The 24,356-nt window shown below is 65.3% G+C and carries 21 protein-coding genes; 12 read left to right on the forward strand and 9 right to left on the reverse strand.

Annotation, left to right across the window (positions count from 1 at the left end; genetic code table 11):
- Complete coding sequence (locus ACZLHH_RS15385; RefSeq protein ID WP_180845358.1) at window positions 1–3,174, forward strand: multidrug efflux RND transporter permease subunit; 3,174 nt, start codon at window positions 1–3, stop codon at window positions 3,172–3,174.
- A gap of 140 nt (window positions 3,175–3,314) precedes the next feature.
- On the opposite strand, the gene ACZLHH_RS15390 is transcribed toward ACZLHH_RS15385, so the two are convergent.
- Complete coding sequence (locus ACZLHH_RS15390; protein ID WP_080355173.1) at window positions 3,315–3,578, reverse strand: hypothetical protein; 264 nt, start codon at window positions 3,576–3,578, stop codon at window positions 3,315–3,317.
- 155 nt (window positions 3,579–3,733) lie between these two features.
- The gene (locus ACZLHH_RS15395) at window positions 3,734–4,882 is read right to left on the reverse strand and encodes an acyl-CoA dehydrogenase family protein (RefSeq protein ID WP_180845359.1); all 1,149 of its coding nucleotides are present in this window, start codon (window positions 4,880–4,882) and stop codon (window positions 3,734–3,736) included.
- Between the two features lie 153 nt (window positions 4,883–5,035).
- Here ACZLHH_RS15395 and ACZLHH_RS15400 point away from each other — a divergent pair, with 153 nt between their 5' ends.
- Genes ACZLHH_RS15400 through metH form a run of 3 tightly spaced genes read left to right on the forward strand, consistent with a single transcriptional unit; the run spans window position 5,036 to window position 9,812 of the window.
- Window positions 5,036–5,965, forward strand: coding sequence for an ArsR/SmtB family transcription factor (locus ACZLHH_RS15400; RefSeq protein ID WP_032127664.1), 930 nt, complete (start codon window positions 5,036–5,038; stop codon window positions 5,963–5,965).
- 13 nt (window positions 5,966–5,978) lie between these two features.
- The gene (locus tag ACZLHH_RS15405; RefSeq protein WP_049422067.1) at window positions 5,979–7,070 is read left to right on the forward strand and encodes a homocysteine S-methyltransferase family protein; all 1,092 of its coding nucleotides are present in this window, start codon (window positions 5,979–5,981) and stop codon (window positions 7,068–7,070) included.
- A 57-nt stretch (window positions 7,071–7,127) separates the two neighbouring features.
- Entirely contained in the window at window positions 7,128–9,812 is a 2,685-nt protein-coding gene (metH, locus tag ACZLHH_RS15410; RefSeq protein ID WP_180845360.1) for a methionine synthase, read from the forward strand.
- A 212-nt stretch (window positions 9,813–10,024) separates the two neighbouring features.
- Here metH and ACZLHH_RS15415 read toward each other — a convergent pair whose 3' ends face one another.
- The 6 genes from ACZLHH_RS15415 to ACZLHH_RS15440 all read right to left on the reverse strand — a co-directional run bounded on the left by ACZLHH_RS15415 (window position 10,025) and on the right by ACZLHH_RS15440 (window position 16,112).
- Window positions 10,025–12,097, reverse strand: a complete 2,073-nt coding sequence (locus ACZLHH_RS15415) for an acyltransferase family protein (protein WP_071227455.1) — start codon at window positions 12,095–12,097, stop codon at window positions 10,025–10,027.
- Window positions 12,098–12,145: 48 nt separating this feature from the next.
- A complete protein-coding gene (locus tag ACZLHH_RS15420) occupies window positions 12,146–12,835 on the reverse strand; it encodes a DUF2058 domain-containing protein (protein ID WP_180845361.1) in 690 nt (229 codons plus the stop codon).
- Between the two features lie 10 nt (window positions 12,836–12,845).
- The gene (locus tag ACZLHH_RS15425; protein WP_019660397.1) at window positions 12,846–13,085 is read right to left on the reverse strand and encodes a SlyX family protein; all 240 of its coding nucleotides are present in this window, start codon (window positions 13,083–13,085) and stop codon (window positions 12,846–12,848) included.
- Window positions 13,078–14,427 carry a UDP-glucose dehydrogenase family protein gene (locus tag ACZLHH_RS15430; RefSeq protein ID WP_032127659.1) on the reverse strand — a complete coding sequence of 450 codons (1,350 nt, stop codon included), beginning with the start codon at window positions 14,425–14,427 and terminating at the stop codon, window positions 13,078–13,080. The genes ACZLHH_RS15425 and ACZLHH_RS15430 overlap by 8 nt, the downstream gene beginning before the upstream one ends.
- A gap of 23 nt (window positions 14,428–14,450) precedes the next feature.
- Window positions 14,451–15,428 (reverse strand): FKBP-type peptidyl-prolyl cis-trans isomerase N-terminal domain-containing protein, encoded by a 978-nt coding sequence (locus ACZLHH_RS15435; protein ID WP_019337358.1) that lies wholly within the window; start codon window positions 15,426–15,428, stop codon window positions 14,451–14,453.
- 96 nt (window positions 15,429–15,524) lie between these two features.
- Entirely contained in the window at window positions 15,525–16,112 is a 588-nt protein-coding gene (locus ACZLHH_RS15440) for a glutathione peroxidase (RefSeq protein ID WP_049463149.1), read from the reverse strand.
- A 367-nt stretch (window positions 16,113–16,479) separates the two neighbouring features.
- Here ACZLHH_RS15440 and ACZLHH_RS15445 point away from each other — a divergent pair, with 367 nt between their 5' ends.
- From ACZLHH_RS15445 to ACZLHH_RS15475, 7 genes are all read left to right on the forward strand, one after another.
- Window positions 16,480–16,725 (forward strand): hypothetical protein, encoded by a 246-nt coding sequence (locus ACZLHH_RS15445; protein ID WP_080355172.1) that lies wholly within the window; start codon window positions 16,480–16,482, stop codon window positions 16,723–16,725.
- Between the two features lie 2 nt (window positions 16,726–16,727).
- A complete protein-coding gene (locus ACZLHH_RS15450; protein ID WP_006453095.1) occupies window positions 16,728–17,087 on the forward strand; it encodes a GntR family transcriptional regulator in 360 nt (119 codons plus the stop codon).
- The gene (locus ACZLHH_RS15455; protein WP_032130455.1) at window positions 17,087–17,962 is read left to right on the forward strand and encodes an ABC transporter ATP-binding protein; all 876 of its coding nucleotides are present in this window, start codon (window positions 17,087–17,089) and stop codon (window positions 17,960–17,962) included. Before ACZLHH_RS15450 ends, ACZLHH_RS15455 begins: the two co-directional genes overlap by 1 nt.
- On the forward strand, window positions 17,959–18,987 hold the full coding sequence (locus tag ACZLHH_RS15460; protein WP_049463148.1) for an ABC-2 transporter permease: 1,029 nt from the start codon (window positions 17,959–17,961) through the stop codon (window positions 18,985–18,987). Before ACZLHH_RS15455 ends, ACZLHH_RS15460 begins: the two co-directional genes overlap by 4 nt.
- Before the next feature lie 25 nt (window positions 18,988–19,012).
- Window positions 19,013–19,900: a DUF4097 family beta strand repeat-containing protein gene (locus ACZLHH_RS15465; RefSeq protein ID WP_032130457.1), complete on the forward strand. Its 888-nt coding sequence runs from the start codon at window positions 19,013–19,015 to the stop codon at window positions 19,898–19,900.
- Window positions 19,901–19,931: 31 nt separating this feature from the next.
- Entirely contained in the window at window positions 19,932–20,537 is a 606-nt protein-coding gene (locus ACZLHH_RS15470) for a YggN family protein (protein ID WP_180845362.1), read from the forward strand.
- A 105-nt stretch (window positions 20,538–20,642) separates the two neighbouring features.
- Complete coding sequence (locus ACZLHH_RS15475; protein WP_107433067.1) at window positions 20,643–21,068, forward strand: hypothetical protein; 426 nt, start codon at window positions 20,643–20,645, stop codon at window positions 21,066–21,068.
- Between the two features lie 104 nt (window positions 21,069–21,172).
- Here ACZLHH_RS15475 and ACZLHH_RS15480 read toward each other — a convergent pair whose 3' ends face one another.
- Window positions 21,173–22,600 carry a class II fumarate hydratase gene (locus tag ACZLHH_RS15480; protein ID WP_180845363.1) on the reverse strand — a complete coding sequence of 476 codons (1,428 nt, stop codon included), beginning with the start codon at window positions 22,598–22,600 and terminating at the stop codon, window positions 21,173–21,175.
- Window positions 22,601–22,894: 294 nt separating this feature from the next.
- Between ACZLHH_RS15480 and purB the strand changes: the two genes are divergently transcribed.
- Complete coding sequence (purB, locus tag ACZLHH_RS15485; protein WP_164081208.1) at window positions 22,895–24,262, forward strand: adenylosuccinate lyase; 1,368 nt, start codon at window positions 22,895–22,897, stop codon at window positions 24,260–24,262.
- Window positions 24,263–24,356 lie beyond the last annotated feature (94 nt).

A 24,356-nucleotide genomic window follows, 5' to 3' on the forward strand; every position in this document is an offset into this window, starting at 1 on the left:
ATGCCTAAATTTTTCATCGAACATCCAGTCTTCGCCTGGGTGGTTGCGATCCTGATCTCGCTCAGCGGCGTGATCGCGATCCTCAACCTGGGTGTGGAGTCCTATCCCAACATCGCCCCGCCGCAGGTCACCGTCTCGGCGACCTACCCGGGCGCCAGTGCGGACACCACCGAGAAATCGGTCACCCAGGTGATCGAGCAGCAGCTGACCGGTATCGATCACCTGCTGTACTTCAGCTCATCGTCCGCCTCCAACGGCCGTGCGCAGATCACCCTGACCTTCGAGACCGGTACCGATCCGGACATCGCCCAGGTGCAGGTGCAGAACAAGGTCTCGCTGGCCACGCCACGCCTGCCTTCGGAAGTGACCCAGCAGGGCGTGGTGGTGGCCAAGGCCAACGCCGGCTTCCTGATGGTGGTGGCGCTGCAGTCCGATACCCCGACCATCAACCGTGATGCGCTGAACGACATCGTTGGTTCGCGCGTGCTCGACCAGGTCTCGCGTATTCCCGGCGTCGGCAGCACCCAGCAGTTCGGTTCCGAGTACGCCATGAACATCTGGCTCAACCCGGAGAAGATGCAGGGTTATGGCCTGTCGGCCAGCCAGGTGCTGGCGGCGGTGCGCGCGCAGAACGTGCAGTTCGCCGCCGGTGCGCTGGGTTCGGACCCGTCGCCGGAAGGCCAGCACTTCACCGCCACGGTCTCGGCTGAAGGCCGCTTCAGTTCGCCGCAGGAGTTCGAGAACATCATCCTGCGGGCAAATCCGGACGGTTCGCGGGTGCTGATGAAGGACATCGCCCGCGTCGCCTTCGGTGCCAACAACTACGGTTTCGACACCCAGTACAACGGCAAGCCGACCGGTGCCTTCGCCATCCAGCTGCTGCCGGGCGCCAACGCCCTGAACGTGGCCGATGCGGTGCGCGCCAAGATGGACGAGCTGCAGCCCAGCTTCCCGTCCGGGGTGACCTGGTTCTCGCCGTACGACAGCACCACCTTCGTCAAGATCTCCATCCAGGAAGTGGTCAAGACACTGTTTGAAGCAGTGTTCCTGGTGTTCCTGGTGATGCTGATCTTCCTGCAGAACTTCCGCGCCACGCTGATCCCGACCCTGGTCATCCCGGTGGCCCTGCTCGGCACCTTCCTGGGCATGTGGATGATCGGCTTCACGATCAACCAGCTGACCCTGTTCGCGATGGTGCTGGCGATCGGCATCGTGGTCGATGACGCGATCGTGGTGATCGAGAACGTCGAACGCATCATGACCGAGGAAGGCCTGGCGCCGAAGCCGGCCACGCAGAAGGCGATGACCCAGATCACCGGCGCGGTGGTGGCGATCACCGTCGTACTGGCCGCGGTGTTCATCCCGTCCGCCCTGCAGGGCGGCGCCGCCGGTGAAATCTACAAGCAGTTCGCGCTGACCATCGCCATCTCGATGGCGTTCTCGGCGTTCCTGGCTCTGGGCTTCACCCCCGCGCTGTGCGCGACCTTCCTCAAGCCGACGCACAACGACAACCCGAACATCATCTACCGCACCTTCAACAAGTACTACGACAAGATCAGCCATACCTATGTGGGGCACATCACTTCGGCGGTGCGCCATGCACCGCGCTGGATGATCCTGTTCGTGGTGCTGACCGCACTGTGCGGCTTCCTGTTCACCCGCATGCCGGGCAGCTTCCTGCCGGAAGAAGACCAGGGCTATGCGCTGGCGATCGTGCAGCTGCCGCCGGGCTCGACCAAGGGCCAGACCAACGAAGTGTTCGCGCAGATGCGTGGCATCCTGGAAAAGCAGGACGGCTATGAAGGCATGCTGCAGGTGGCCGGTTTCAGCTTCGTCGGTTCCGGCGAGAACGTGGGCATGGGCTTCATCCGCCTGAAGCCATGGGAGGAACGCAAGTTCACCGCGCCCGAGTTCATCCAGAACATGAACGGCGCGTTCTACGGCATCAAGGAAGCGCAGATCTTCGTGGTCAACCTGCCCACCGTGCAGGGCCTCGGCCAGTTCGGCGGCTTCGACATGTGGCTGCAGGACCGCAGCGGTGCCGGCTACGAGCAGCTGACCCAGGCCCGCAACATCCTGCTTGGCCAGGCTGCGCAGAAGCCCGACCACCTGGTGGGCGTACGCCCGAACGGCCTGGAAAACGCCCCGCAGCTGCAGCTGCATGTCGACCGCGTGCAGGCGCAGTCGATGGGCATGTCGGTGTCGGACGTGTACAGCACCATCCAGCTGATGCTGGCCCCGGTGTACGTGAACGACTTCTTCTACGAAGGCCGCATCAAGCGCGTGACCATGCAGGCCGATGGTCCGTACCGCACCGGCCAGGAATCGCTGAAGAGCTTCTACAGTCCCTCCAGCCTGACCAAGAACGCCGATGGCACCAGTTCGATGATCCCGCTCAATACGGTGGTCAAGTCCGAATGGGTGTCGGCACCGCCGTCGCTGAGCCGCTACAACGGCTACTCGGCGATCAACATCGTCGGCTCGCAGGCACCGGGCACCAGCTCGGGTGAGGCGATGCAGACCATGGAAGGCATCGTCAACGACGATCTGCCGGCTGGCTTCGGCTACGACTGGTCGGGCATGTCCTACCAGGAAATCCTGGCCGGCAACGCGGCGACGCTGCTGCTGGTGCTGTCGATCGTGGTGGTGTTCCTGTGCCTGGCCGCGTTGTATGAAAGCTGGTCGATCCCGGTGGCGGTGCTGTTGGTGGTGCCGCTGGGCGTGCTTGGCGCCCTCGGCCTGTCGATGCTGCGTGGCCTGCCGAACGATCTGTTCTTCAAGATCGGCCTGATCACCGTGATCGGCCTGGCCGCGAAGAACGCGATCCTGATCGTCGAGTTCGCGGTGGAACAGCGCGCAGCAGGCAAGACCCTGCGCGATGCCACCATCGAAGCGGCCCGCCTGCGCTTCCGCCCGATCCTGATGACCTCGTTCGCGTTCATCATGGGCGTGATCCCGATGGCGATCTCCACCGGCGCCGGCGCCAATTCCCGCCACGCCATCGGTACCGGCGTGATCGGCGGCATGCTGTTCGCCACCCTGCTCGGCCTGCTGATGATCCCGGTGTTCTTCGTGGTCGTGCGCCGCATGCTGGGTGACAAGCTGGATGAGTCCTCCAAGGAATTCATGGAGCGCCAGCGCGACGCCGAAGCCGCGCACCGCCCGGATCGTTGATCCGGCGGTGGGTTGAAACGAAAAGGCCCCGGAGCGATCCGGGGCCTTTTTCATTCGTGCCATGAAGCCGGTAGTCGCCAACCTTGGTTGGCGCCGCTGGATCCATGCCAACCAAGGTTGGCGCATGCCAAGCCGGCGTCTCAGCGCAGCAGCGCAACCACCACGCATACCACCACGAGAGCCAATGCCGCCCATTGCATCGGCACAAAGAAGAAATGATGGGGTGCAGCCATACCCTTCTGCCGGGGCGCACGGTTGAGCCACAAACCCAGCAATACGTTCACCGCTGCGCCGATGCCTGCACCCAACAGAACCTGGGGCAGCGGCGTGTTGCCCCTGGAGCCTTCATGCGGAAAGAAGTACGCCAGCAGCAGGATGGCTGCAATCGGCGTCACCAGCGTCATGAATCCCCAACCTCGATAGATCATCTTTGCAGACCGCGTAAAAACCGGCTTGCATTGGACCAGATCGGGTATCGCTCGGCCAAGAAGACCGTGTATCCACGCATGGCGTGGATCTACTGGCCGCGCCGCCGTTGCAGCGGCGCGGCCGGTCGAACTCAGCGCAGCCCGGTCTCGTTGCGGGCGATCACCAGGCGCTGGATTTCCGAGGTGCCCTCGTAGATCTCGGTGATCTTGGCATCACGGAAGTAGCGCTCCAGCGGCATTTCCTTCGAATATCCCATGCCGCCATGAATCTGCACGGCCTGATGGGTGATCCACATCGCCGCTTCCGAGGCCGTCAGCTTGGCCACCGCCGCTTCGGTGCTGAAGCGCTTGCCCTGGCCCTTCACCCACGCCGCGCGCAGGGTCAGCAGCAGCGCTGCGTCCAGCTTGCACTTCATGTCGGCGATCTTGGCCTGGGTCATCTGGAAGGTACCAATGGCCGCGCCGAACGCCTTGCGCTCCTTCACGTACTCCAGGGTCGCTTCATAGGCGGCACGGGCGATGCCGATGGCCTGCGAGGCGATACCGATGCGGCCAGCATCGAGCACGCTCATGGCGATCTTGAAGCCCTCGCCTTCCTGGCCCAGCACGTCTTCAGCCTGTGCCACGTAATCGTTGAACTCGATCTCGCAGGTGGCCGAGGCACGGATGCCGAGCTTGGGCTCGGTCTTGCCACGACCGAAGCCCGCCTTGTCGGTATCGATGATGAAGGCGGTGATGCCGCGCGCGCCCTTGTCCGGCTCGCTCATTGCGAACAGCACGATGTACTTGGCCACCGGGCCGGAGGTGATCCAGCTCTTCTTGCCGTTGATGACGAAGGTGCCATCGGCCTGCTTCACTGCACGGCAGCGCATGGCGGTGGCGTCCGAACCGGACTGCGGCTCGGTCAGCGCGAACGCGCCGATGGCCTCGCCTTCGGCGATGGCACGCACATACTTCTGCTTCTGTTCCTCGGTGCCGTGGGTGAGAATGCCGTTGCAGAACAGCGAATTGTTGACCGACATGATGGTCGAATGGGCTGCGTCGGCGGCGGCGACCTCCACCATCGCCAACACGTACGCCACCGGGTCCATGCCCGCGCCACCGTATTCGGTCGGCACTTCGATGCCCATCAGGCCGTTTTCGCCCAGCAGGCGGATGTTGTCCAGCGGGAACTCGCCGGTGCGGTCATGGTGCTCCGCGCTGGGGGCGATCTTTTCCTGCGCGATGCGCCGCGCCACGTCCTGCAGCATCAACTGCTCTTCAGTAAAGCTGAAATCCACAACACCCTCCCGGGTACATGAAGTTATGGGCCGCGCACCGCGCGCCCAGGTGCCTCGATTGTACCGGGGCCCGCCAGTTTCCGTACGCCAGCGACTTGACCGCGGCACGCGTTCTCAGCGAATATATCTCTATATCGCGATAGGTAGATATTTATGGATCTGGAAGACTGGTCGACCCGCCTCAAGGTGTTCGCCGATGCCACCCGCGTGCGCCTGCTGGCGCTGCTGGAGCAGGAGGAACTGACCGTGGCCGAACTGTCGGCGATCACCCGGCTGGCACAGCCGCGGGTGTCCACCCACCTGGCGCGCCTGAAGGAAGCCGGCCTGGTCCGCGACCGCCGTGCGGGCGTGTCGGCCTATTACCGCTTCGACGAGGCCCAGCTGGACCCGGCGCAGCGTGCATTGTGGCATGCCTTGAGCAATGGAAGCGACGACCCGTTGCTGCGGCAGGACGCTGAACGTGTCGCCGCCGTGCTGGCCCACCGTGCCTCCGACCAGAACTGGGCCGACAGCGTGGCCGGCGACATGGAGCGCCACTATTCTCCCGGCCGCACCTGGGAAGCCCTGGCGCGTACCGCGTTGCCGCTGCTGGAGACCGGCGACGTGCTGGACATCGCCTCCGGTGACGGCGTGCTGGCCGAACTCGTCGCCCCGCATGCCAAGCGCTACATCTGCATCGATACCAGCGCGCGCGTGGTTGCCGCCGCCAGCGAGCGCCTGCGCCGCCTGCCCAATGTGGAAGTGCGCGAGGGCGACATGCATGCGCTGCCGTTCAAGGACGGCAGCTTCGACCTGGTGGTGCTGATGCATGCGCTGACCTACGCCAGCAAACCGGCGCAGGCGGTGACCGAAGCCGCGCGCGTGCTGCGCTCCGGCGGCCGCCTGCTGCTGTGCAGCCTGGCCCGCCACGAGCACAAGGCGGCGGTGGAGGCCTACGGCCACGTCAACCTCGGCTTCAGCGACAAGGAGCTGCGCAGGTTCGTCGACAAGGCCGGCCTGCAGGTGTCCAGCCTGGAGACGGTCACCCGCGAAAAGCGTCCGCCGCACTTCGAAGTGATTTCGCTGATCGCCAACAAGCCCTGAGCCCGAGATCGCCATGCCTGCCCTGCCCTGGTTGCATCCTGATCGTGCCAACGCCCTGCTCGACGCCCTGCGCGAGCGGATCCTGATCATCGACGGCGCGATGGGCACCATGATCCAGCGCCATGGCCTGCAGGAAGACGACTACCGCGGCGAGCGCTTCGCCGGTGGCTACGATCATGTGCATGGCCCCGCTTGCGACCACGCCGTGCAGGAAGGGCATGACCTGAAGGGCAACAACGATCTGCTGCTGCTGACCCGGCCGCAGATCGTCGCCGACATCCATACCGCCTACCTCGAAGCGGGCGCGGATCTGGTCGAGACCAACACGTTCAACGCCACGTCGGTCAGCCAGGCCGACTACCACCTCGAACACCTGGTGTACGAATTGAACAAGGCTGGCGCAGCGGTGGCACGCACCTGCTGCGATACAGTAGCCGCAACCACACCAGGCAAGCCACGCTTCGTGATCGGGGTGATCGGCCCGACCAGCCGCACCGCCTCGATCAGTCCCGATGTCAACGATCCGGGCTTTCGCAACACCAGCTTCGACGAGCTTCGCGACACGTACCGCGAAGCCATTGACGGCCTGATCGACGGCGGCGCCGACACCATCATGGTCGAGACCATCTTCGACACGCTCAATGCCAAGGCCGCGCTGTATGCACTGGAGGAGGCCTTCGATGCACGCGGCGCAAGGTTGCCCGTGATGATCTCCGGCACCATCACTGATGCCTCGGGACGCACGCTGTCCGGGCAGACCGCCGAGGCCTTCCACGCGTCGCTCGCGCATGCGCGCCCGTTGTCGATCGGCCTGAACTGCGCACTGGGTGCCGATGCGATGCGCCCGCACGTGGAAACCCTTTCGCAGGTCGCCGACTGCTACGTCAGCGCGCACCCCAACGCAGGCCTGCCCAATGCCTTCGGCGAGTACGACGAGACGCCCGAGGACATGGCCAGCACCCTGCGCGGTTTCGCCGAGGATGGCCTGTTGAACCTGGTCGGTGGCTGCTGTGGCTCCACCCCTGACCACATCCGCGCAATCGCCGAGGCCGTGGCCGGGCTGCCGCCGCGCGCCCTGCCCGGTGTCCAGGAGCAGGCCGCATGAATGTCGCCGCCACCGTTCCGCACTTCCCGCCCTATTGCTGTTGAGCTGACGCCTGCCATGACGCCTGTCCGCCCTACCCGCCTGTCCGGCCTGGAACCTCTGGTCATCACTCCGGACCTTCTGTTCATCAACGTCGGCGAGCGCACCAACGTCACCGGCAGCGCGCAGTTCCGCAAGCTGGTCAAGGAAGGCCGCTACGAAGAAGCGGTGGACGTGGCCCGCCAGCAGGTGGCCAGCGGCGCGCAGATCCTCGACGTCAACATGGACGAGGGCCTGATCGATTCGGAAGCGGCGATGACCCGCTACCTCAACCTGATCATGTCCGAGCCGGACATCGCCCGTATTCCGGTGATGGTCGACTCCTCCAAGTGGAGCGTGATCGAGGCCGGCCTGAAGTGCCTGCAGGGCAAGAGCGTGGTCAATTCGATTTCGCTGAAGGAAGGCGAGGCGCTGTTCCGCGAGCACGCGCGCAAGGTGCTGCGCTACGGTGCTGCCGCGGTGGTGATGGCATTCGACGAAAGCGGCCAGGCTGACACCTGCGCACGCAAGGTCGAGATCTGCACCCGCGCCTACCGCATCCTGGTCGACGAGATCGGCTTCCCACCGCAGGACATCATCTTCGACCCGAACATCTTCGCCGTCGCCACCGGCATCGAAGAGCACGACAACTATGCGGTGGACTTCATCGAAGCCACCCGCATCATCAAGCAGACGCTGCCGCACTGCCATGTGTCCGGCGGTGTTTCCAACGTCTCGTTCTCGTTCCGCGGCAACGAAACGGTGCGCCAGGCCATCCACTCGGTGTTCCTGTACCACGCCATTGCCGCCGGCATGGACATGGGCATCGTCAACGCCGGCGCCATGCCGATCTACGACGAACTGGAACCGGAACTGCGCGAGCGCGTGGAGGATGTGATCCTCAACCGCCGCAGCGATGCCACCGAGCGCCTGCTGGAAATCGCCGAGCGCTACAAGGGCAAGAAGGGCGCGGCGAAGACCGAAGACCTCGCCTGGCGCGAGAAGCCGGTGGCGCAGCGCCTGGCGCACGCGCTTGTGCACGGCCTGGATGCCTTCGTGGAAGAAGACACCGAACTGGCCCGGCAGGCGTCCAGCCGCCCGCTGGACGTGATCGAAGGTCCGTTGATGGATGGCATGAACGTGGTCGGCGACCTGTTCGGCGCCGGCAAGATGTTCCTGCCGCAGGTGGTGAAATCCGCGCGCGTGATGAAGAAGGCCGTGGCCTACCTGCTGCCCTACATCGAGGCCGAGAAGGCGCGCAGTGGCGACACCGCCAAGAGCAACGGCAAGATCATCATGGCCACGGTGAAGGGTGATGTGCATGACATCGGCAAGAACATCGTCGGCGTAGTCCTGGCCTGCAACAACTTCGAGGTGGTCGACCTTGGCGTGATGGTGCCGGCGCAGAAGATCCTCGATGCCGCGCGCGAGCACAACGCCGACCTGATCGGCCTGTCCGGCCTGATCACTCCATCACTGGAAGAGATGAGCCACGTGGCCCGGGAGATGCAGCGCCAGGGCTTCGACCTGCCGCTGCTGATCGGTGGAGCGACCACCTCGCGCGCGCACACCGCGCTGAAGATCGACCCACATTACAAGGCGCCCACGGTGTGGGTGAAGGACGCCTCGCGCGCGGTCGGCGTGGCCCAGTCGCTGATCTCGCGTGACCTGCGCGAGGCCTTCGTAGCCGCCAACGAGGCCGACTATGCCGAGATCCGCGCGCGCCATCGCAACCGTGGCGATGCCAAGCGCCTGGTTTCGCTGGAACACGCGCGTGGGCAGAAGTTCCAGGGCGGCTGGGACACCTACACGCCGCCGGCACCGAACCAGCCCGGCCTGCACGTATTTGACGACTACCCGCTGGCCGAACTGGTCGACTACATCGACTGGACGCCGTTCTTCCAGGCCTGGGAGCTGGCCGGCAAGTTCCCGGCCATCCTCACCGACGAAATCGTCGGCACCCAGGCCAGCGATCTGTACAGGGACGCCCGCGCGATGCTTGAGCGCATCGTCAATGAGAAATGGCTGACCGCCAAGGCCGTGTTCGGCCTGTGGCCGGCCAACAGCATCGGCGACGACGTGCGCGTGCAGCACCCGCAGGGCGAGACCACCCTGCACTTCCTGCGCCAGCAGGTGGACAAGCCGGCCGAGCGCCCGGATTTCTGCCTGGCCGATTTCATCGCCCCGGCCGACAGCGGCAAGCAGGATTGGATCGGCGCCTTCGCGGTCACTGCCGGCATCGGCATCGACGCGCACGTAGCGCGCTTCGAAGCCGACCACGATGACTACAACGCGATTCTGCTGAAGGCCCTCGCCGATCGCTTCGCCGAAGCGCTGGCCGAGCGCCTGCACCAGCGCGTGCGCATCGATTTCTGGGGCTACGACCATGCCGAGACGCTGGACAACGAGGCGCTGATCGACGAGGAGTACCGTGGCATCCGCCCGGCACCGGGTTACCCCGCCTGCCCGGAGCACAGCGAAAAGCGACGCCTGTTCGACCTGCTGCAGGCCGAAGCCAACGCCGGCATGGAACTGACCGAGAGCTTCGCGATGCTGCCTACGGCGGCCGTTTCGGGCTACTACTTCAGCCATCCGCAGAGCCAGTACTTCGTGGTCGGCCGCCTCAGCCGCGAGCAGGTCAGCGACTACGCCCGCCGCAAGGGCGTGGACCGCGCCCAGGCCGAGCGCTGGCTGGCCTCCAACCTCGACTACGACCCCGAATGACACAAAAAGGGGACGGAGGGGATTAAGTCGTTTTGGGCACAAACGACTTAATCCCCTCCGTCCCCTTTTCGCTTCATCATTGCGCTGGACTTTGACGGTTTCTCGTCCGGTGTCGTTTGCCCTGGTCGGCGCACCGCTGTGCTTCTTCGCACCGAGCCTGCCACTGATCCGCGCACGCCGGAGCCGCTTCAAGGCCTGACGCCGGCGCGGTCCTACTGCTGCAGCAGTACCTGCTGCAGCGACGGCAGCAGCACACGGTTGCCATGCGCGCTGAGGTGATCGCCATCGAAGAACAACGGCCGGCCATCGCGCTGCGCCGGGCACAGCACGTCATCACACAGCACCGGCATCGGATCCCACAGCACACCCCCTGGCAGGCCATCGACCACCTGCTGCAGGCTGCCCAGCATCGGCGCACGGAGCGTTTCCATCGCCTCACGCGTGCTGTCCAGGCCATTGCGGCAGATCTCGTTGCGCGCGTTGAAGCGGTCCGAACAGCGATACGGCGGCGCCGGCAGCACCGGTTTGGGCGCCTCCAGCACAATTCGCACACCGCGCTCGGCCAACGGTTTCCACTGGGTGATCGCCTCGGCCACTTCGGCCTCGCGTCCTGCAGTGGCTTCCGGGGTCAGCTCGCCCGCCAGCTGCGCCTGCGCATCGAACAATACGAACTGATCGGACAAGCGCGGTATCCGCAGCGACACCAGCACCACGGCATCACCTGGCTGCGCACGCTGCGTGACATCGGCGAGCATCGCTGCGTCGAAATCACTGCAACCGGCACCCGCGCCGCGCCACTTCTGCAGGCTCACCTGCGGGCATCCACCACGACCGTAGAGAATCACCTCCGAGCCACTCTCAAGCGCCAGCCGCTGCAGCAGCTCGATGTAGGCCATTGCATGCGAATCGCCAGCAACGAACACCTGCTTCGGCGCACCGGCAGGCACCGGCCGATCGCAGTCACCACGCGCATAGGTCCGCATGCTGCCACCTTCGAAGCGTCGCTTGGTGGTCACCAGGCTGCAGTCGGGATAGTCGCCTGCCACGCTCTTGCCGTTGGGATACCAGTCGCCGGGATGCCGACTGACCGTGCTCAGTGATATCCGCGGTGCCTGCAGGTACAGCAGCGTCTGGGTGCCGGCCGCGACCAGCAGCACAACCGAACCTGCCAGCACCCAGCGACCCGGGCGCAGATGCTGCGCCAAGGGGCCCCGGAACGGTTGCTCCACCCAGCGCCACGACAACCACGACAGCAGCAGCACCAGCGCCATCGCAGCGCTCATCTGCAGGGGTGTCTGCAGGCCCACGGTCCAGCGCATCAGCACGAATACCGGCCAGTGCCACAGATACAGCGAGTACGACAGCAGGCCGATGGAGCGCATCGGCCTGCTGGCCAACAGGCGTGCCACCCAGGACCGGGGATGATGATGCAGCGCCCACAGCAGGCCTGCCGCAGCAAAGGTCGGCAGCAGGCCATCAGGCCACGGCGAACGTCCGGCCCGTGCGGTCCACAATGCCCAGCACAGCAAGGCCAGCGCCACCATCGCGAGCAGCGAGAACACGGGCGCAGCGCGCTTCAGTGCAGTCGTCGTCACCGCATCCACTGGCTGGCGAACATGCAGCAACTGGAACAGCAGTACGCCAACGCCCAGTTGCCACAGCCGCGTAGTGGTGGCGTAGAACGCCCACGATGGCGGTGCCTCGCGCAGGCCCAGCACCGCCGAATGCAGCAGTGACGCCGCACTGACCACGGCAAACAGGCCAAGGCTGATCCAACGCCCGCGCGCGCCGCGCGCCCAGGCCAGGAACAGCAGCGGGAACAGCAGGTAGAACTGTTCCTCCACGCCCAGCGACCAGGTATGGGTATAGGGATTGAATTCGGCCTTGGGCGCGAAATAATCGTTGCCGATCAGCGCCAGCACCCAGTTGCTGAAGCCGAAGAATGCCATCAGCCCGGTCTTGTCACTGGCCTCGCTGAGCCAGGACTCGGGAATGAACAGCACGCTGCCGACAGCGGTCAACAGCAGGCAGCTGATCAGCGCAGGTGCGATGCGGCGGATGCGGCGCGAATAGAAGCGCAGCATCGACTGCCACAGCGACAACGACGGCAGCCGGTGCACCGATGCGCTGACCACGAACCCGGAAATGACGAAGAACACGTCTACGCCGGTGAACCCGCCCGGCAACCAGGCCGGGTCCAGGTGGAACACGATGACGGCCAGCACGGCAATCGCGCGCAGGCCGTCAATGTGCGGCACGTAGCCACGGCTTGGATCAGCGGTCATCCCTTCCCCCCAACCGCGGGGGCAATGCCGTCCGCGGTGGTTGCGCCTTTACCAGACCAGGTCGTCCGGCACCTGGTACTGCGGATCCGCATACGGATCTTCCTCGGCCGGCGCATTCGGATCGACCTTCAGCGCCACCGAGGCGGCGAACACCGCCTCGGACTGTGCCAGCACGTCGGCCGTTACCAGCAGGTAGCGGCCATTGAGCTGGACCACACCCAGCTCACCGGCATTGAGCGCGGTCAGCTGTTCGGCGGTCACATAGATGCGCTTGATCTTGCCGCCATACGGGAAGTGGCGGGCGATGTCCGCTGCCTCGGCGTTGAGGCTCTTGTCCTTCAGCAGTTCTTCCAGCTTGGCCTTCGCCTCGCGGCGCACGCGTGCTTCTTCCTGCTTCAGGCGCTCGGTCTCGATGCGCTCTTCCTTCTCCCGCTGCGCCCGGATGGCATAGGCCTTGGCCAGATCCATCTCTTCGGTGCTGCGCGGCTTGCGCGGGCCCTGCTGGCTCTGGCCACCGCGCGCATGCCCGCCGGGCTTGCCCGCGCCATGGCCCTGCCCACGACGCTCACCGGGCTTGTGCTCGCCCTTGCCTGCGCCCTGCGGCTTTCCATTGCCGTTGCCGTTGCCACCCTTGCCCTGCGGGCGGCCATCACGGCGGGGGCCATCATTCTTGCGCTCGGGCTTGGGCGCGGGCTTGAAGCCCAGGCCCATCAGCTGGTCGCGGAGGGTATCGCTCATAGGATTCGGATCAGTAGTGCGGCGGCGGCGGTTCGCTCGCCGGATCGGAAGAATTCAGTGCGTTGCGGACCTTGCCCAGGTCTTCCAGCAGCACGCGCAGCACATCGGCGTTGCGCATGCCCTGCATGCGGGCATCAGCCAGCGCGTCGCTCAGCTCGGCCAGCGCCTGTTCCTGGAAGGACACGCGCATTTCCAGCTCGACCAGGCGCGCTTCCAGCGCCTGCTCGCGTTCAGTGGGCAGATCAGACATGCAACGAGCGCCCCCGGCCAATGCCGTAGTACGCAAGACCTGCGGCTTCCACTTCGCCCGGCTCATACAGGTTGCGGCCGTCGAACACCGCCGCATCCTTCAGCTGCTCGCGCAGCTTCTGGAAGTCGGGGCTGCGGAACTGCTTCCACTCGGTCACCACCACCAGCGCGTCGGCACCCTGCAGCGCTTCATCGGCACTGTTGCAGAACACCAGGTCATCGCGTTCGCCGAAGATGCGCTGCGACTCGTGCATCGCCTCCGGATCGTAGGCACGCACCGTCGCACCGCCTTCCCACAGCTGCGCCAGCAGTCGACGGCTGGAGGCCTCACGCATGTCGTCGGTGTTCGGCTTGAAGGCCAGACCCCATACGGCGAAGGTCTTTCCACGCACGCCCTCGTCCTCGCCCTTGTCGTAATGACGCTGGATGAGGGCAAACAGATGGCCCTTCTGCGCATCGTTGACCGCTTCAACCGCATTGAGCAGCTTCGGCTCAAGGCCATACTGCTGGGCGGTACGGGCCAATGCCTGCACGTCCTTGGGGAAGCACGAGCCGCCGTAACCGGCACCCGGATAGATGAAGTGCCAGCCGATGCGTGGATCCGAACCAATGCCCTGGCGGACCTGCTCGACATCGGCACCGACGCGTTCAGCGATGTTGGCGATTTCATTCATGAACGAAATCTTGGTCGCCAGCATCGCATTGGCGGCGTACTTCGTCAGTTCGGCCGAACGCACGTCCATTTCCACCACGCGGTCGTGGTTGCGGTTGAACGGCGCGTACAGGCGACGCATCACCGCCACCGACTCTTCGTTCGCCGCACCGATGATGATGCGGTCCGGGCGCATGCAGTCCGCAACCGCATCGCCTTCCTTCAGGAATTCCGGGTTGGACACCACGTCGAAGGCGATGTCCGCGCCACGCGCGGCCAGCTCTTCGGCAATGGCGGCACGCACCTTGTCGGCGGTGCCGACCGGCACCGTCGACTTGTTCACCACCACGGTCGGCACACTCATGTGCCGACCAATGGTTCGGGCTACGGCAAGCACGTATTGAAGATCGGCACTGCCATCCTCGTCCGGCGGCGTACCAACGGCGATGAACACCACCTGGCCGTGATCGATGGCGGCCGCGGCATCCGTGGTGAACGCCAGCCGCGCTGCGGCATGGTTGGCCTTCACCATCGGCTCCAGGCCGGGTTCATAGATCGGGATGATGCCCTGGTTGAGGCCATCCACCTTGGCCTGGTCGATATCGACACAGACCACCTGATGACCAACATCGGCCAGGCAGGTACCGGTCACCAGTCCAACGTAGCCGGTACCAAAAATCGCAACGCGCATATCCGTATTCGCTCCTGAATGACTTACGGCAGAACGCCCAGCAGCTCGACGTCGAACGTCAGAGTCGCGTTCGGGCCGATCGGGCCGCCCGGGGTGCCGTTCTCACCGTAGGCGAGTTCGCCCGGGATCCAGAAGCGGTACTTCGAACCGACCGGCATCAGCGCGACGCCTTCGGTCCAGCCCTTGATCACCTGGTCCAGACCGAACTCGGCCGGCTGGCGGCCGTAGGAACTGTCGAACACGGTGCCGTTGAGCAGCTTGCCTTCGTAGTTCACGCGCACCTTGCTGCTCGGCAGCGGGCGCTCGCCGCTACCCGGGCGGATCACCTGGTACTGCAGGCCCGACGAGGTGGTCACCACGCCCGGCTGGGTCTTGTTCTTGGCCAGGAATGCGTTGCCTTCCGTGCGGTTGGTCTGCGCAGCCTGGGCGGCCTTGGCCTGCATTTCAGCCTGCTTGGCACCCATGAAGGCCTGGATGGTGGCGGTCGCGTCAGCTTCCGTCATCTTCGGCTGGCCCTTGGTCAGGCCGGTGCTGATTGCGTCAAACAACGAGGCGACATCGATATCGTCCTTCAGCTGCGCCAGCGACGGACCCACCGAGTAGGAGCCGATCATCTGCGACACCTTGACGCGGTCGACCTTCGGCGGCTGCGAGCCCGGTGCCACGCCCGGCACCTGCTGGCCGCTGCGGGCCATCACGACCTGGCGCAGGGCGGCATCGGTGGCCTTGGCCTGTTCCTGGGTGATCTGCGGCTGCAGGCCCTCGAACGAACGCTCAACGGCGGTGCGCAGGGCGGCCACATCGATCTCATCGGCGATCGGGGTGAACGACTTGGCGACATCAAGGCCGATGGCGTAGCCGAGCTTCTGCTTGGGGGAATTCAAGGTTGCGGTCTCCTTGGCGGCTGCGGGGGCAGCCGGTTGTTGCGACAGAGCGACACCCGAAGTGCCCATCGCCAGAATCAGAACCGACGCCGCGGCGCCGCGCATTCCCATCTTCATTCGCTGCATTCCTGGAAGTGTCTGGGCGCCGACGTCGGCGCGAAAAGAAACATTGTCGCACGCATGCCGTCGATGTCGAGGCATGCGTGCTGGATATCAATGCGTGGCGGCTGCCGCCAGCGCCTTGTCGATGGCCGCGGTCAGCTGCGGATCGTCCGGCGTCACCTTGCTGGCGAACTGGGCAATGACCTTGCCATCGCGGCCCACGAGGTACTTGTGGAAGTTCCAGGCCGGCGCAACGCCGGTCGCTACGGTCAACCGCTGGTACAGCGGCGTGGCCTGCGTGCCGACCACATGCACCTTCTCGAACATCGGGAACTTGACGCCGTAGGTCAGGGTGCAGAAGTCCTGGATCTGCTTCTCGTCACCCGGTTCCTGGCCCTTGAAGTCATTGGAAGGAAAGCCCAGCACCGCAAAACCGCGGCCTGCATAGCGCTTCTGCAGCGCCTCCAGCCCTTCGTACTGCGGCGTGTAGCCACACTTGCTGGCGGTGTTGACCACCAGCAGCACCTGCCCGTGATAGCGCTGCTGCAGATTCACCTGCTGCTTGCTGGCCAACGGCCGGTATTCCAGATCGAGCAGGTCGGCCGCCAGCGCACTGGCGGAACCGGCGGCGCCGGCCACCATCAGGGCCAGCAGGGACAGGCCGCGCAGGCGGCACGGGGAAACGGTCGGCAGGGGCATCAGAGGCGGTCCGCGGTAGCCATTCACAAGGCCCGGCCAGTGCTGGCCGGGAATCGGCCGAACTATAGCACCGGGCTCTGGAGCCCCTGTGGCACAGGTCCATCCCGGGCTTTGCGCGGCGTGGCGAATGTGCTGCCCGGGCGCCATCGAAGGCGCAGTGATGACATAGCATGGACATCACTGAATGGAAGGCCGCCCCGAAAAGCCCCCTGCAGAAGATTCATTTCCCTTTTAAATCAATCGACTAGAGGGATGTTTCAGCAATCTGACCACCCCTGCCATCAGTTGGGGACGGCAAGGGGTTGCACGTAGGCGTGCCGGTGTTATAGTTGCATACAACACCAGTCATCTGAGACAGGGGGAAGCCATGAACGTCCGGATCCGTCGCAACCTCACCGCACCCGCGGCCGTCGCTGTTTCGACCCTGCTCGTGCTGGCCTGGTGGGCCACGCCCACCGCCCCTGTTTCCGCCGCTGCTGAAAGTGCGCAGGACGCGACTCTCTCCCCCGCAGGGAACGCCCCCTCCTCCTCCCCCCCTCCCCCGCGTCGGCTGCACAGCGCGCTGTCCATGCCGTATTTCTCGTTCGCCCAGCCGCTGACCCCACGGAGCTGAATATGAGCGACATCCAGTGGAGCGACGGCGCTCCCATCTACCGTCAGTTGAAGGAGCGCGTGATCGCCATGATGCTCGACGGAATCCTCAAGCCGGGCGATGCCCTGCCTTCGGTGCGCCAGGTGGCCGCCGACTATCAACTCAACCCCATCACCGTTTCGCGCGCTTACCAGGAGCTGGCCGACGAAGGCCTGGTCGAGAAGCGCCGCGGCCTGGGCATGTTCATGACCGAGCAGGCGGCCACGCAGCTGCGCAGCAGCGAGCGCGACCGTTTCCTCAACGAAGAATGGCCGGCGGTTCTGGAGCGCATCCAGCGCCTGGGCCTGAGCCTCGACGAATTGCTGCCCCAGGGGAAAGTCTGATGAATAGCACTGCAAGTGAGTCGGTCATCACCGCCCGAGGCCTGCGCAAGGCCTACAAGACCACGGTCGCCCTCGACAACGCCAGTTTCAGCATTCCAAGCGGACGCATCGTCGGCCTGATCGGGCCCAATGGCGCCGGCAAGACCACCGCGCTGAAGGCCATTCTTGGGCTGACCTCGGTGGAGGGTGAACTGAGCGTGCTCGGCCGCGACCCGCGACTGCACCGCGACGAACTGATGAACGACATCTGCTTCATCGCCGACGTCGCCGTGCTGCCGCGCTGGCTGAAGGTGCGCGAGGCGATCGATTTCGTGGCCGGCGTCCACCCGCGCTTCGACCGCGCCCGCTGCGAGCGCTTCCTGGCCAACACCAAGCTGCAGCCGAAGCAGCGCGTGCGCGAGCTGTCCAAGGGCATGATCGTGCAGCTGCACCTGGCGCTGGTGATGGCCATCGATGCCCGCATCCTGGTGCTGGACGAGCCGACCCTCGGCCTGGACATCCTGTACCGCAAGGAGTTCTACCAGCGCCTGCTGGAAGACTACTTCGACGAACAGAAAACCATCATCGTCACCACCCACCAGGTGGAGGAGATCGAGCACATCCTCAGCGACGTGATGTTCATCCGCGATGGCCGCATCGTGCTCGACGCGGAAATGGACGACGTCGGCCAGCGCTATACCGAGCTGCTGGTCAATGCCGACCAGCTGGACACCGCGCGCGCCCTGAAGCCGATCGACGAGCGCAGCCTGGCGTTCGGCAAGACGGTGATGCTGTTCGATGGCGTGCCGCGCACCCAGCTTTCCTCTCTCGGCGAGACCCGCATCCCGGGCCTGGCCGACCTGTTCGTCGCCATCATGAAGGGGACCTACGCATGAATGCCGTCAACCACCCCATCAGCCCGATCGGCACCCTGCGCTGGCTGCTCAAGCGCGAGTACTGGGAGAACCGCGGCGGCTTCCTGTATGCCCCGTTAATCGCGGGCCTGATCTCACTGGTGATGAGCATCGCCGGCATTGCCTTCGGCCTGTTCGCGCTGAACCGTGCAGCACGCGACGGCGGCCTGCACATCGATGGCGAGAACGTGAACATCAACGGCCTGAACCTGGCCCTGCTCACCCGTGACATCAGTGCCAAGGACCTTGCTGATCTTGGCAACGGCCTGGATCTGACTCTGGTACTCAGTTCAAGCTGGCCGTTCGTGGTGCTGGCCTTCGTCGTGTTCTTCTACTGCCTGGGCGCCCTCTACGACGATCGTCGTGACCGCAGCATCCTGTTCTGGAAGTCGTTGCCGCTGTCGGACACGCAGACCGTGCTGTCCAAGGTGATCAGCGCACTGATCGTGGCACCATTGATCGCGGTCATCGCCGGCATCCTCACCATGTTCGGCTTCATGCTGATCATCAGTGCCGTCGCGCTGCTGCACGGTGGCAGCCCGATGACCCTGATCTGGGGCCCGGCCAGCCCGCTGACCCTGGCCGCTGGACACCTGGCCTGGATTCCGGTCTATGCCCTGTGGACCCTGCCCACCGCCGGCTGGCTGCTGCTGTGCTCGGCATGGGCCAGGAGCAAGCCGTTCCTGTGGGCGGTAATGTTGCCGCTGTTTGCCGGCATCATTGTCAGCTCCACCAAGATGATGCCGCTGTTCGGCCTGACCACCGGCTGGTTCTGGCAGAACATCGTCGGCCGCCTGCTGCTGGGCGGCGTGCCCGGCATGGACCTGCTGTATCGCCTCGGCGCCGACGAAGCATCGCGCCGCGATCTGGACTCGGTCGTCAGCCTGATGTCCCCCGCCTCGCAGCTGAAGTCGCTGGCGATGCCGGAGCTGTGGATCGGCGCCGTCGTCGGTGCAGTGTTCATCTTCCTTGCCATCCGCCTGCGCAAGCGCGCCGGCGAGATCTGATCCCATCCATCCGGAGGCACCACCCATGCGTTCTTTGCTCGCCTGTTCTGCGTTGTTGCTGTTGCCGTTGTCGGCGCTGGCCGCCGATGCTCCGAACTGCAAGTTCACTGCCGCCCGCGCACTGAAGCTGGACGTGGCTGGTGCCAGGACGGTGGTGTTCGAGGTCAATCAGCATGACCTGAAGGTGGTCGCCAGCGCTGGCGGCGGCCAGCTGGACGGCCGCGCCTGCGCGTCCAGCCAGGAATGGCTGGACCAGCTGGTGCTGGAGCAGCGCAAGGTCGGCGACAAGCTGGTGGTGAGCCTGCGCCGCGACGGCCGCCAAAGCGGCATCAGCCTGGGCAACAGCTACGCCTGGCTGGATATCCGTGGCAGCGTGCCGGACAACATGCCGCTGCAGTTCAAGATCGGCTCGGGCGATGCCAGCGTGGAGAACGCACAGTCGCTGAGCGTGGACGTGGGTTCCGGTGATGCCGTGGTCCGCGGTACCCGCGGCAGCATCCACGCTGCAGTGGGTTCGGGCGACCTCAACATCGATGGCGGCAGCTCCCTGAATCTGCTGTCGCTGGGTTCCGGTGACGTCACCGTACGCAACATCAGCGGCGATGCCAGCACCGGTACCGTCGGCTCCGGTGACCTGAAGATCAGCGATGTGCGTGGCAACGCGCGGCTGGATACCGTGGGCTCGGGTGATATCGAGTTCAAGCGCGTGCAGGGCAGCGTTGAAGTGGGCGTGGTCGGCTCCGGCGGGGTCGATCTGGCCGACATCGGTGGCAATGTGCATGTCCGCAGCCACGGCTCGGGCGACATCAACGTCGACGGCGTGCGCGGCACCCTGACCGTCGACCACAGCGGCAGCGGTGACGTCGATCATCGCAACGTCAGCGGCCGGGTCACTCTGCCGCGCAGCAAGTAAACCCTCTTCCAGACACTACCAGGGGAACACCATGAACCTGTTGCGCCTGTTGCCCGCTGTGCTGCTGTCCCTGCCGCTGATCGCCTGCGGCGGCACGTCGTCAGCACCCGACAAGACCGTTGGCAAGAACGTGGCCGAAGCCACAGGCGGCGTCGGCGAGACCGTCAAGAACGCGATGGACGATGCCCGCAAGGATATCGCCCAGGGCAACATCAAGATCTCGGCGGACAAGCAGCCGCGTGCGGAGATCACGCCAGATGGCCGCCTGCTGATCGCGGGCAAGGAGATCACCGCCAACGATATCCAGCGCCGTCATCTGCAGGACTACCGCGGCCACGTGGTCGCCATCGCGATGGACGGCATGGATGTCGGCCTGGCCGGCGCCAAACTGGGTGCCAGTGCTGCCGGCGAAGCGCTGAAGGGCATTTTCAGCGGCGACAGCGAAGGTGTCGAAAAGCGCATCAATGCCGAAGCCGAGAAGATCGAAGCCCAGGCCAAGCGCATCTGCGACCGCCTTCCGGCGATGCTGGCCAGCCAGCAGGCGCTCGCACGTGAACTGCCGGCATTCAAGCCCTACGCGACCATGGACCAGAGCGACGTGGACGACTGCGGCAAGGACACCGTGGTCCAGCGCTAGGCCTGTGACAGATCAGCGCACCCGGCCGGCAGCGGCGTCCAGCTGCCGGCCGTAGTGCGCCGCCCGGCTTACAATAGCGGCCCCGGACGCCCCGAACCGAATGTCATGAAGAAGCTGTTTCTGCTGTTGACCGCCCTGCTCTGCCTCGGCCTGGCCGGCTGTGACCAGGAGTACCGCAACCACCGCGCCGAGCGTGGCAAACCCAAGATTTCCGTCAGCGAAGGCATGGTCACCGTGCGTCGCCCGCCCGCGCCGAACATCATCATCCTCGCCGACGGCACGATGAAGATGGACGAGATCCAGATTCCGCTGGACGACGGGCAGAAACAGATGCTGCAGACCATGTTCGGCAAACTGCAGGTGCTGCGCCAGAACACCCTGGTGGCCGCACCGGCCGATCCGAACATGCAGCCGGTGAAGATCCAGCCGCCGGAGGGCATGGAGGTGATCCCGGCCGACCTGATCCAGCGCATCCCTGAGTTCAAGGATTACACCGACACCTTCGGCAACATCGTCGCCGACCGTCGCTGAAAAAAAACGCCGCCCAAAGGGCGGCGTTTCTGCTTTCTGTAGAGTCGAGCCATGCTCGACTCCGGAACAACCGTCGAGCGTGGCTCGACTCTACAACCGGCCGATCACCCCCCGGCGCCACCACCGCCAGCCTGGATGCCACCAGCAGTCAGCGCAGTCGGGTCCAGCAGGCGACGCAGCTCGGCCTCGTCAAGCCCGCTGTCTTCCAGCGCCACGTCCAGCACCGGGCGCTGTTCCTTGTAGGCACGCTTGGCAATCGCCGCTGCCTTCTCGTAGCCGATGATCGGGTTCAGCGCGGTGACCAGGATCGGGTTGCGCGCCAGCGCCTCGGCCACGCGATCCTCGCGCACCTTCAGCCCGGCAATCGCACTGTCGGCCAGCAGGGTGGACACGTTGGCCAGCAGGCCGATGCCATCGAGCAGGTTCACTGCGATCAGCGGCAGGGTGACGTTGAGCTGAAAGTTGCCGGTCTGCCCGGCCACGGTGATCGCAGTGTGGTGACCGATCACCTGTGCACAGGCCATCACCGTCGCTTCCGGAATCACAGGGTTGACCTTGCCCGGCATGATCGAGCTGCCCGGCTGCAGCGCCGGCAGTTCGATCTCGCCCAGCCCGGCCAGCGGACCGGCGTTCATCCAACGCAGGTCGTTGGCGATCTTGATCAGCGCCACCGCCAGCGCATTGAGCTGACCGGAAAGCTCCACCGCGTCGTCCTGTGCGGCCAGGCCTTCGAACTTGTTCTCGGCACTGTCGAACTTGAAACCGGTCTGCTGCTTCAGTGCCTTGGCCACCTGTGCACCGAAGCGCGGATCGGCATTGATGCCGGTGCCGATGGCGGTGCCACCCAGCGGCAGCCGGCGCACGCGCTTGAGGCTGTCTTCGATACGCTCCTGCGCCGACGCCAGCTGCGCCGACCACGCGCCGAATTCCTGCTCGAAGGTCAGCGGCATCGCATCCATCAGGTGGGTGCGGCCGGTCTTGACCACCTTGCGCAGGCTGCGGCCCTTCTTGTCCAGGGTCTTGCGCAGGTGCACCAGCGCCGGCAGCAGCTGCTCATGCGTCGCCAACACCGCCGACACCCGCAACGCGGTCGGAATCACGTCGTTGGAGCTCTGCCCCTGGTTGACGTGGTCATTGGGGTGCACACTGGTCTTGCCCGCCTTGCCGGCACGGTTGGCCAGGGTGGCGATGACCTCGTTGGCATTCATGTTCGAGGACGTGCCAGAACCCGTCTGATAGACATCGATCGGGAACTGCGCGTCCCAGTTGCCGGCGGCCACTTCGGCGGCAGCGGTCTGGATGGCCTTGGCCACGTTCTTCGGCAGGTGGCCCAGTTCTGCGTTGACGCCCGCGGCGGCGCCCTTGACCAGGCCCAGGGCACGGATGAAACCGCGCGGCATGCGCTGGCCCGACACCGGGAAGTTCTGCACGGCACGCTGGGTCTGGGCGCCCCACAGGGCGTCCGCAGGCACCTGCAGCTCGCCCATGCTGTCGTGTTCGATTCTGAAACCCTTGCTTGCAGCTTTGCTCATTGCATCAACTCCGCACTACTTCAGTTGGGGAAAGGGAAGCGGCGGCTGGCAGGGTGTCGCTTCCCGGGCTGGCGGCTGCGCCAACGATACTCCCTTGCCCGCAGCGTGGGATGACGAGGGCGGGCCAGATCGTTTCATCCGCAGGGCCGATCTGCACGCGCAAGGGGTAGTGCCGGCCGCTGGCCAGCAATCCATGGAATCGTGGGCCGGGCGTGGTTGCCGGCCAGCGGCCGGCACTACCTCACCGGCACGTCGTAGAATATGGCCCCCGCCGCTCGCCCCAGCCCTGCCGACATGTCCGATTCCGCCCTGCTCGCCCTGTCCCCGCTCGATGGCCGCTATGCCGGCAAGGTCGACGCCCTGCGCCCGATCTTCTCCGAGTACGGCCTGATCAAGGCCCGCATCACGGTCGAAGTGGAGTGGCTGCTGGCCCTGGCCGCCGAGCCGGGCATCGTCGAACTGGCCCCGTTCTCCGACGCCGCCATCGCGCGCCTGCGTGCCCTGGCCGCCAGCTTCAGCCCGGTCCAGGCCGCGCGCGTGAAGGAGATCGAACGCACCACCAACCATGACGTCAAGGCGGTGGAGTACTTCATCAAGGAACAGCTGAAGGACGACGCCGAGCTGGCCCCGGCGCTGGAATTCGTGCATTTCGCCTGCACCAGCGAAGACATCAACAACCTCAGCTACGGCCTGATGCTGGAACAGGCCCGCCGCGAGGTGCTGCTGCCGACCCTGGACGGCATCGCCAACAGCCTGCGCAGCCTGGCGCACGCCCAGGCCGGTCAGTCGATGCTGTCGCGCACCCACGGCCAGACCGCCTCGCCGACCACCCTGGGCAAGGAACTGGCCAACGTGGTCGCCCGCCTGGAACGCCAGCGCAGGCAGATTGCCGCGGTCGAACTGACCGGCAAGATCAATGGCGCGGTGGGCAACTACAACGCCCACATCGCCAGCTACCCGGACGTGGACTGGCCGGCCTTCGCCGAGCGCTTCGTGACCGGCCTGGGCCTGGTGTTCAACCCGTACACCACGCAGATCGAACCGCACGACAACATCGCCGAGATCGGTGATGCCGCACGCCGCGCCAACATCATCCTGATCGACCTGGCCCGTGACATCTGGGGCTACGTTTCGCTGGGCTACTTCAAGCAGCGCCTGAAGGAAGGCGAAGTCGGCTCGTCGACGATGCCGCACAAGGTCAACCCGATCGACTTCGAGAATGCGGAAGGCAACTTCGGCATTGCCAACGCGCTGTTCGAGCACTTCAGCGCGAAGCTGCCGATCAGCCGCTGGCAGCGTGACCTGACTGACTCCACCGTGCTGCGTGCGCTGGGCACCGCGTTCGGCCACAGCCAGGTGGCGCTGGATTCGCTGGCCAAGGGCCTGGGCAAGCTGGAAGTGAACCCGCAGCGCCTGGATGCCGATCTGGACGCGGCCTGGGAAGTGCTGGCCGAAGCCGTGCAGACGGTGATGCGCCGCCACGGCCTGCCGAACCCGTACGAGCAGCTGAAGGCGCTGACCCGCGGCCAGGGCATCACCGCCGAGTCGATGCGCGCGTTCGTGCAGGGGCTGGAGCTGCCGGCGGATGCGAAGCAGCGCCTGCTGGAGATGACCCCGGGCAGCTACACCGGCCTGGCCGAGTCGCTGGCGAAGAAGATTTAAGGAGTTTCCTTTGCGGCGGCGGCCGCGGGCGCTGCCTGCGGCAGGCTCTACGGCAACGGCAACGGCAACGGCAACGGCAACAGCAACGTCAAGA

It is taken from the genome of Stenotrophomonas sp. 28608_Sma, assembly GCF_056486185.1.

What these genes read in the sequence shown, in the direction of transcription:
- ACZLHH_RS15385 (WP_180845358.1), top strand. Translation starts at nt 1, where the DNA reads ATGCCTAAATTTTTCATCGAACATCCAGTCTTCGCCTGGGTGGTTGCG.
- ACZLHH_RS15390 (WP_080355173.1), bottom strand. Translation starts at nt 3,578, where the DNA reads ATGACGCTGGTGACGCCGATTGCAGCCATCCTGCTGCTGGCGTACTTC.
- ACZLHH_RS15400 (WP_032127664.1), top strand. Translation starts at nt 5,036, where the DNA reads ATGGATCTGGAAGACTGGTCGACCCGCCTCAAGGTGTTCGCCGATGCC.
- ACZLHH_RS15405 (WP_049422067.1), top strand. Translation starts at nt 5,979, where the DNA reads ATGCCTGCCCTGCCCTGGTTGCATCCTGATCGTGCCAACGCCCTGCTC.
- metH (WP_180845360.1), top strand. Translation starts at nt 7,128, where the DNA reads ATGACGCCTGTCCGCCCTACCCGCCTGTCCGGCCTGGAACCTCTGGTC.
- ACZLHH_RS15415 (WP_071227455.1), bottom strand. Translation starts at nt 12,097, where the DNA reads ATGACCGCTGATCCAAGCCGTGGCTACGTGCCGCACATTGACGGCCTG.
- ACZLHH_RS15420 (WP_180845361.1), bottom strand. Translation starts at nt 12,835, where the DNA reads ATGAGCGATACCCTCCGCGACCAGCTGATGGGCCTGGGCTTCAAGCCC.
- ACZLHH_RS15425 (WP_019660397.1), bottom strand. Translation starts at nt 13,085, where the DNA reads ATGTCTGATCTGCCCACTGAACGCGAGCAGGCGCTGGAAGCGCGCCTG.
- ACZLHH_RS15430 (WP_032127659.1), bottom strand. Translation starts at nt 14,427, where the DNA reads ATGCGCGTTGCGATTTTTGGTACCGGCTACGTTGGACTGGTGACCGGT.
- ACZLHH_RS15435 (WP_019337358.1), bottom strand. Translation starts at nt 15,428, where the DNA reads ATGAAGATGGGAATGCGCGGCGCCGCGGCGTCGGTTCTGATTCTGGCG.
- ACZLHH_RS15440 (WP_049463149.1), bottom strand. Translation starts at nt 16,112, where the DNA reads ATGCCCCTGCCGACCGTTTCCCCGTGCCGCCTGCGCGGCCTGTCCCTG.
- ACZLHH_RS15445 (WP_080355172.1), top strand. Translation starts at nt 16,480, where the DNA reads ATGAACGTCCGGATCCGTCGCAACCTCACCGCACCCGCGGCCGTCGCT.
- ACZLHH_RS15450 (WP_006453095.1), top strand. Translation starts at nt 16,728, where the DNA reads ATGAGCGACATCCAGTGGAGCGACGGCGCTCCCATCTACCGTCAGTTG.
- ACZLHH_RS15455 (WP_032130455.1), top strand. Translation starts at nt 17,087, where the DNA reads ATGAATAGCACTGCAAGTGAGTCGGTCATCACCGCCCGAGGCCTGCGC.
- ACZLHH_RS15460 (WP_049463148.1), top strand. Translation starts at nt 17,959, where the DNA reads ATGAATGCCGTCAACCACCCCATCAGCCCGATCGGCACCCTGCGCTGG.
- ACZLHH_RS15465 (WP_032130457.1), top strand. Translation starts at nt 19,013, where the DNA reads ATGCGTTCTTTGCTCGCCTGTTCTGCGTTGTTGCTGTTGCCGTTGTCG.
- ACZLHH_RS15470 (WP_180845362.1), top strand. Translation starts at nt 19,932, where the DNA reads ATGAACCTGTTGCGCCTGTTGCCCGCTGTGCTGCTGTCCCTGCCGCTG.
- ACZLHH_RS15475 (WP_107433067.1), top strand. Translation starts at nt 20,643, where the DNA reads ATGAAGAAGCTGTTTCTGCTGTTGACCGCCCTGCTCTGCCTCGGCCTG.
- ACZLHH_RS15480 (WP_180845363.1), bottom strand. Translation starts at nt 22,600, where the DNA reads ATGAGCAAAGCTGCAAGCAAGGGTTTCAGAATCGAACACGACAGCATG.
- purB (WP_164081208.1), top strand. Translation starts at nt 22,895, where the DNA reads ATGTCCGATTCCGCCCTGCTCGCCCTGTCCCCGCTCGATGGCCGCTAT.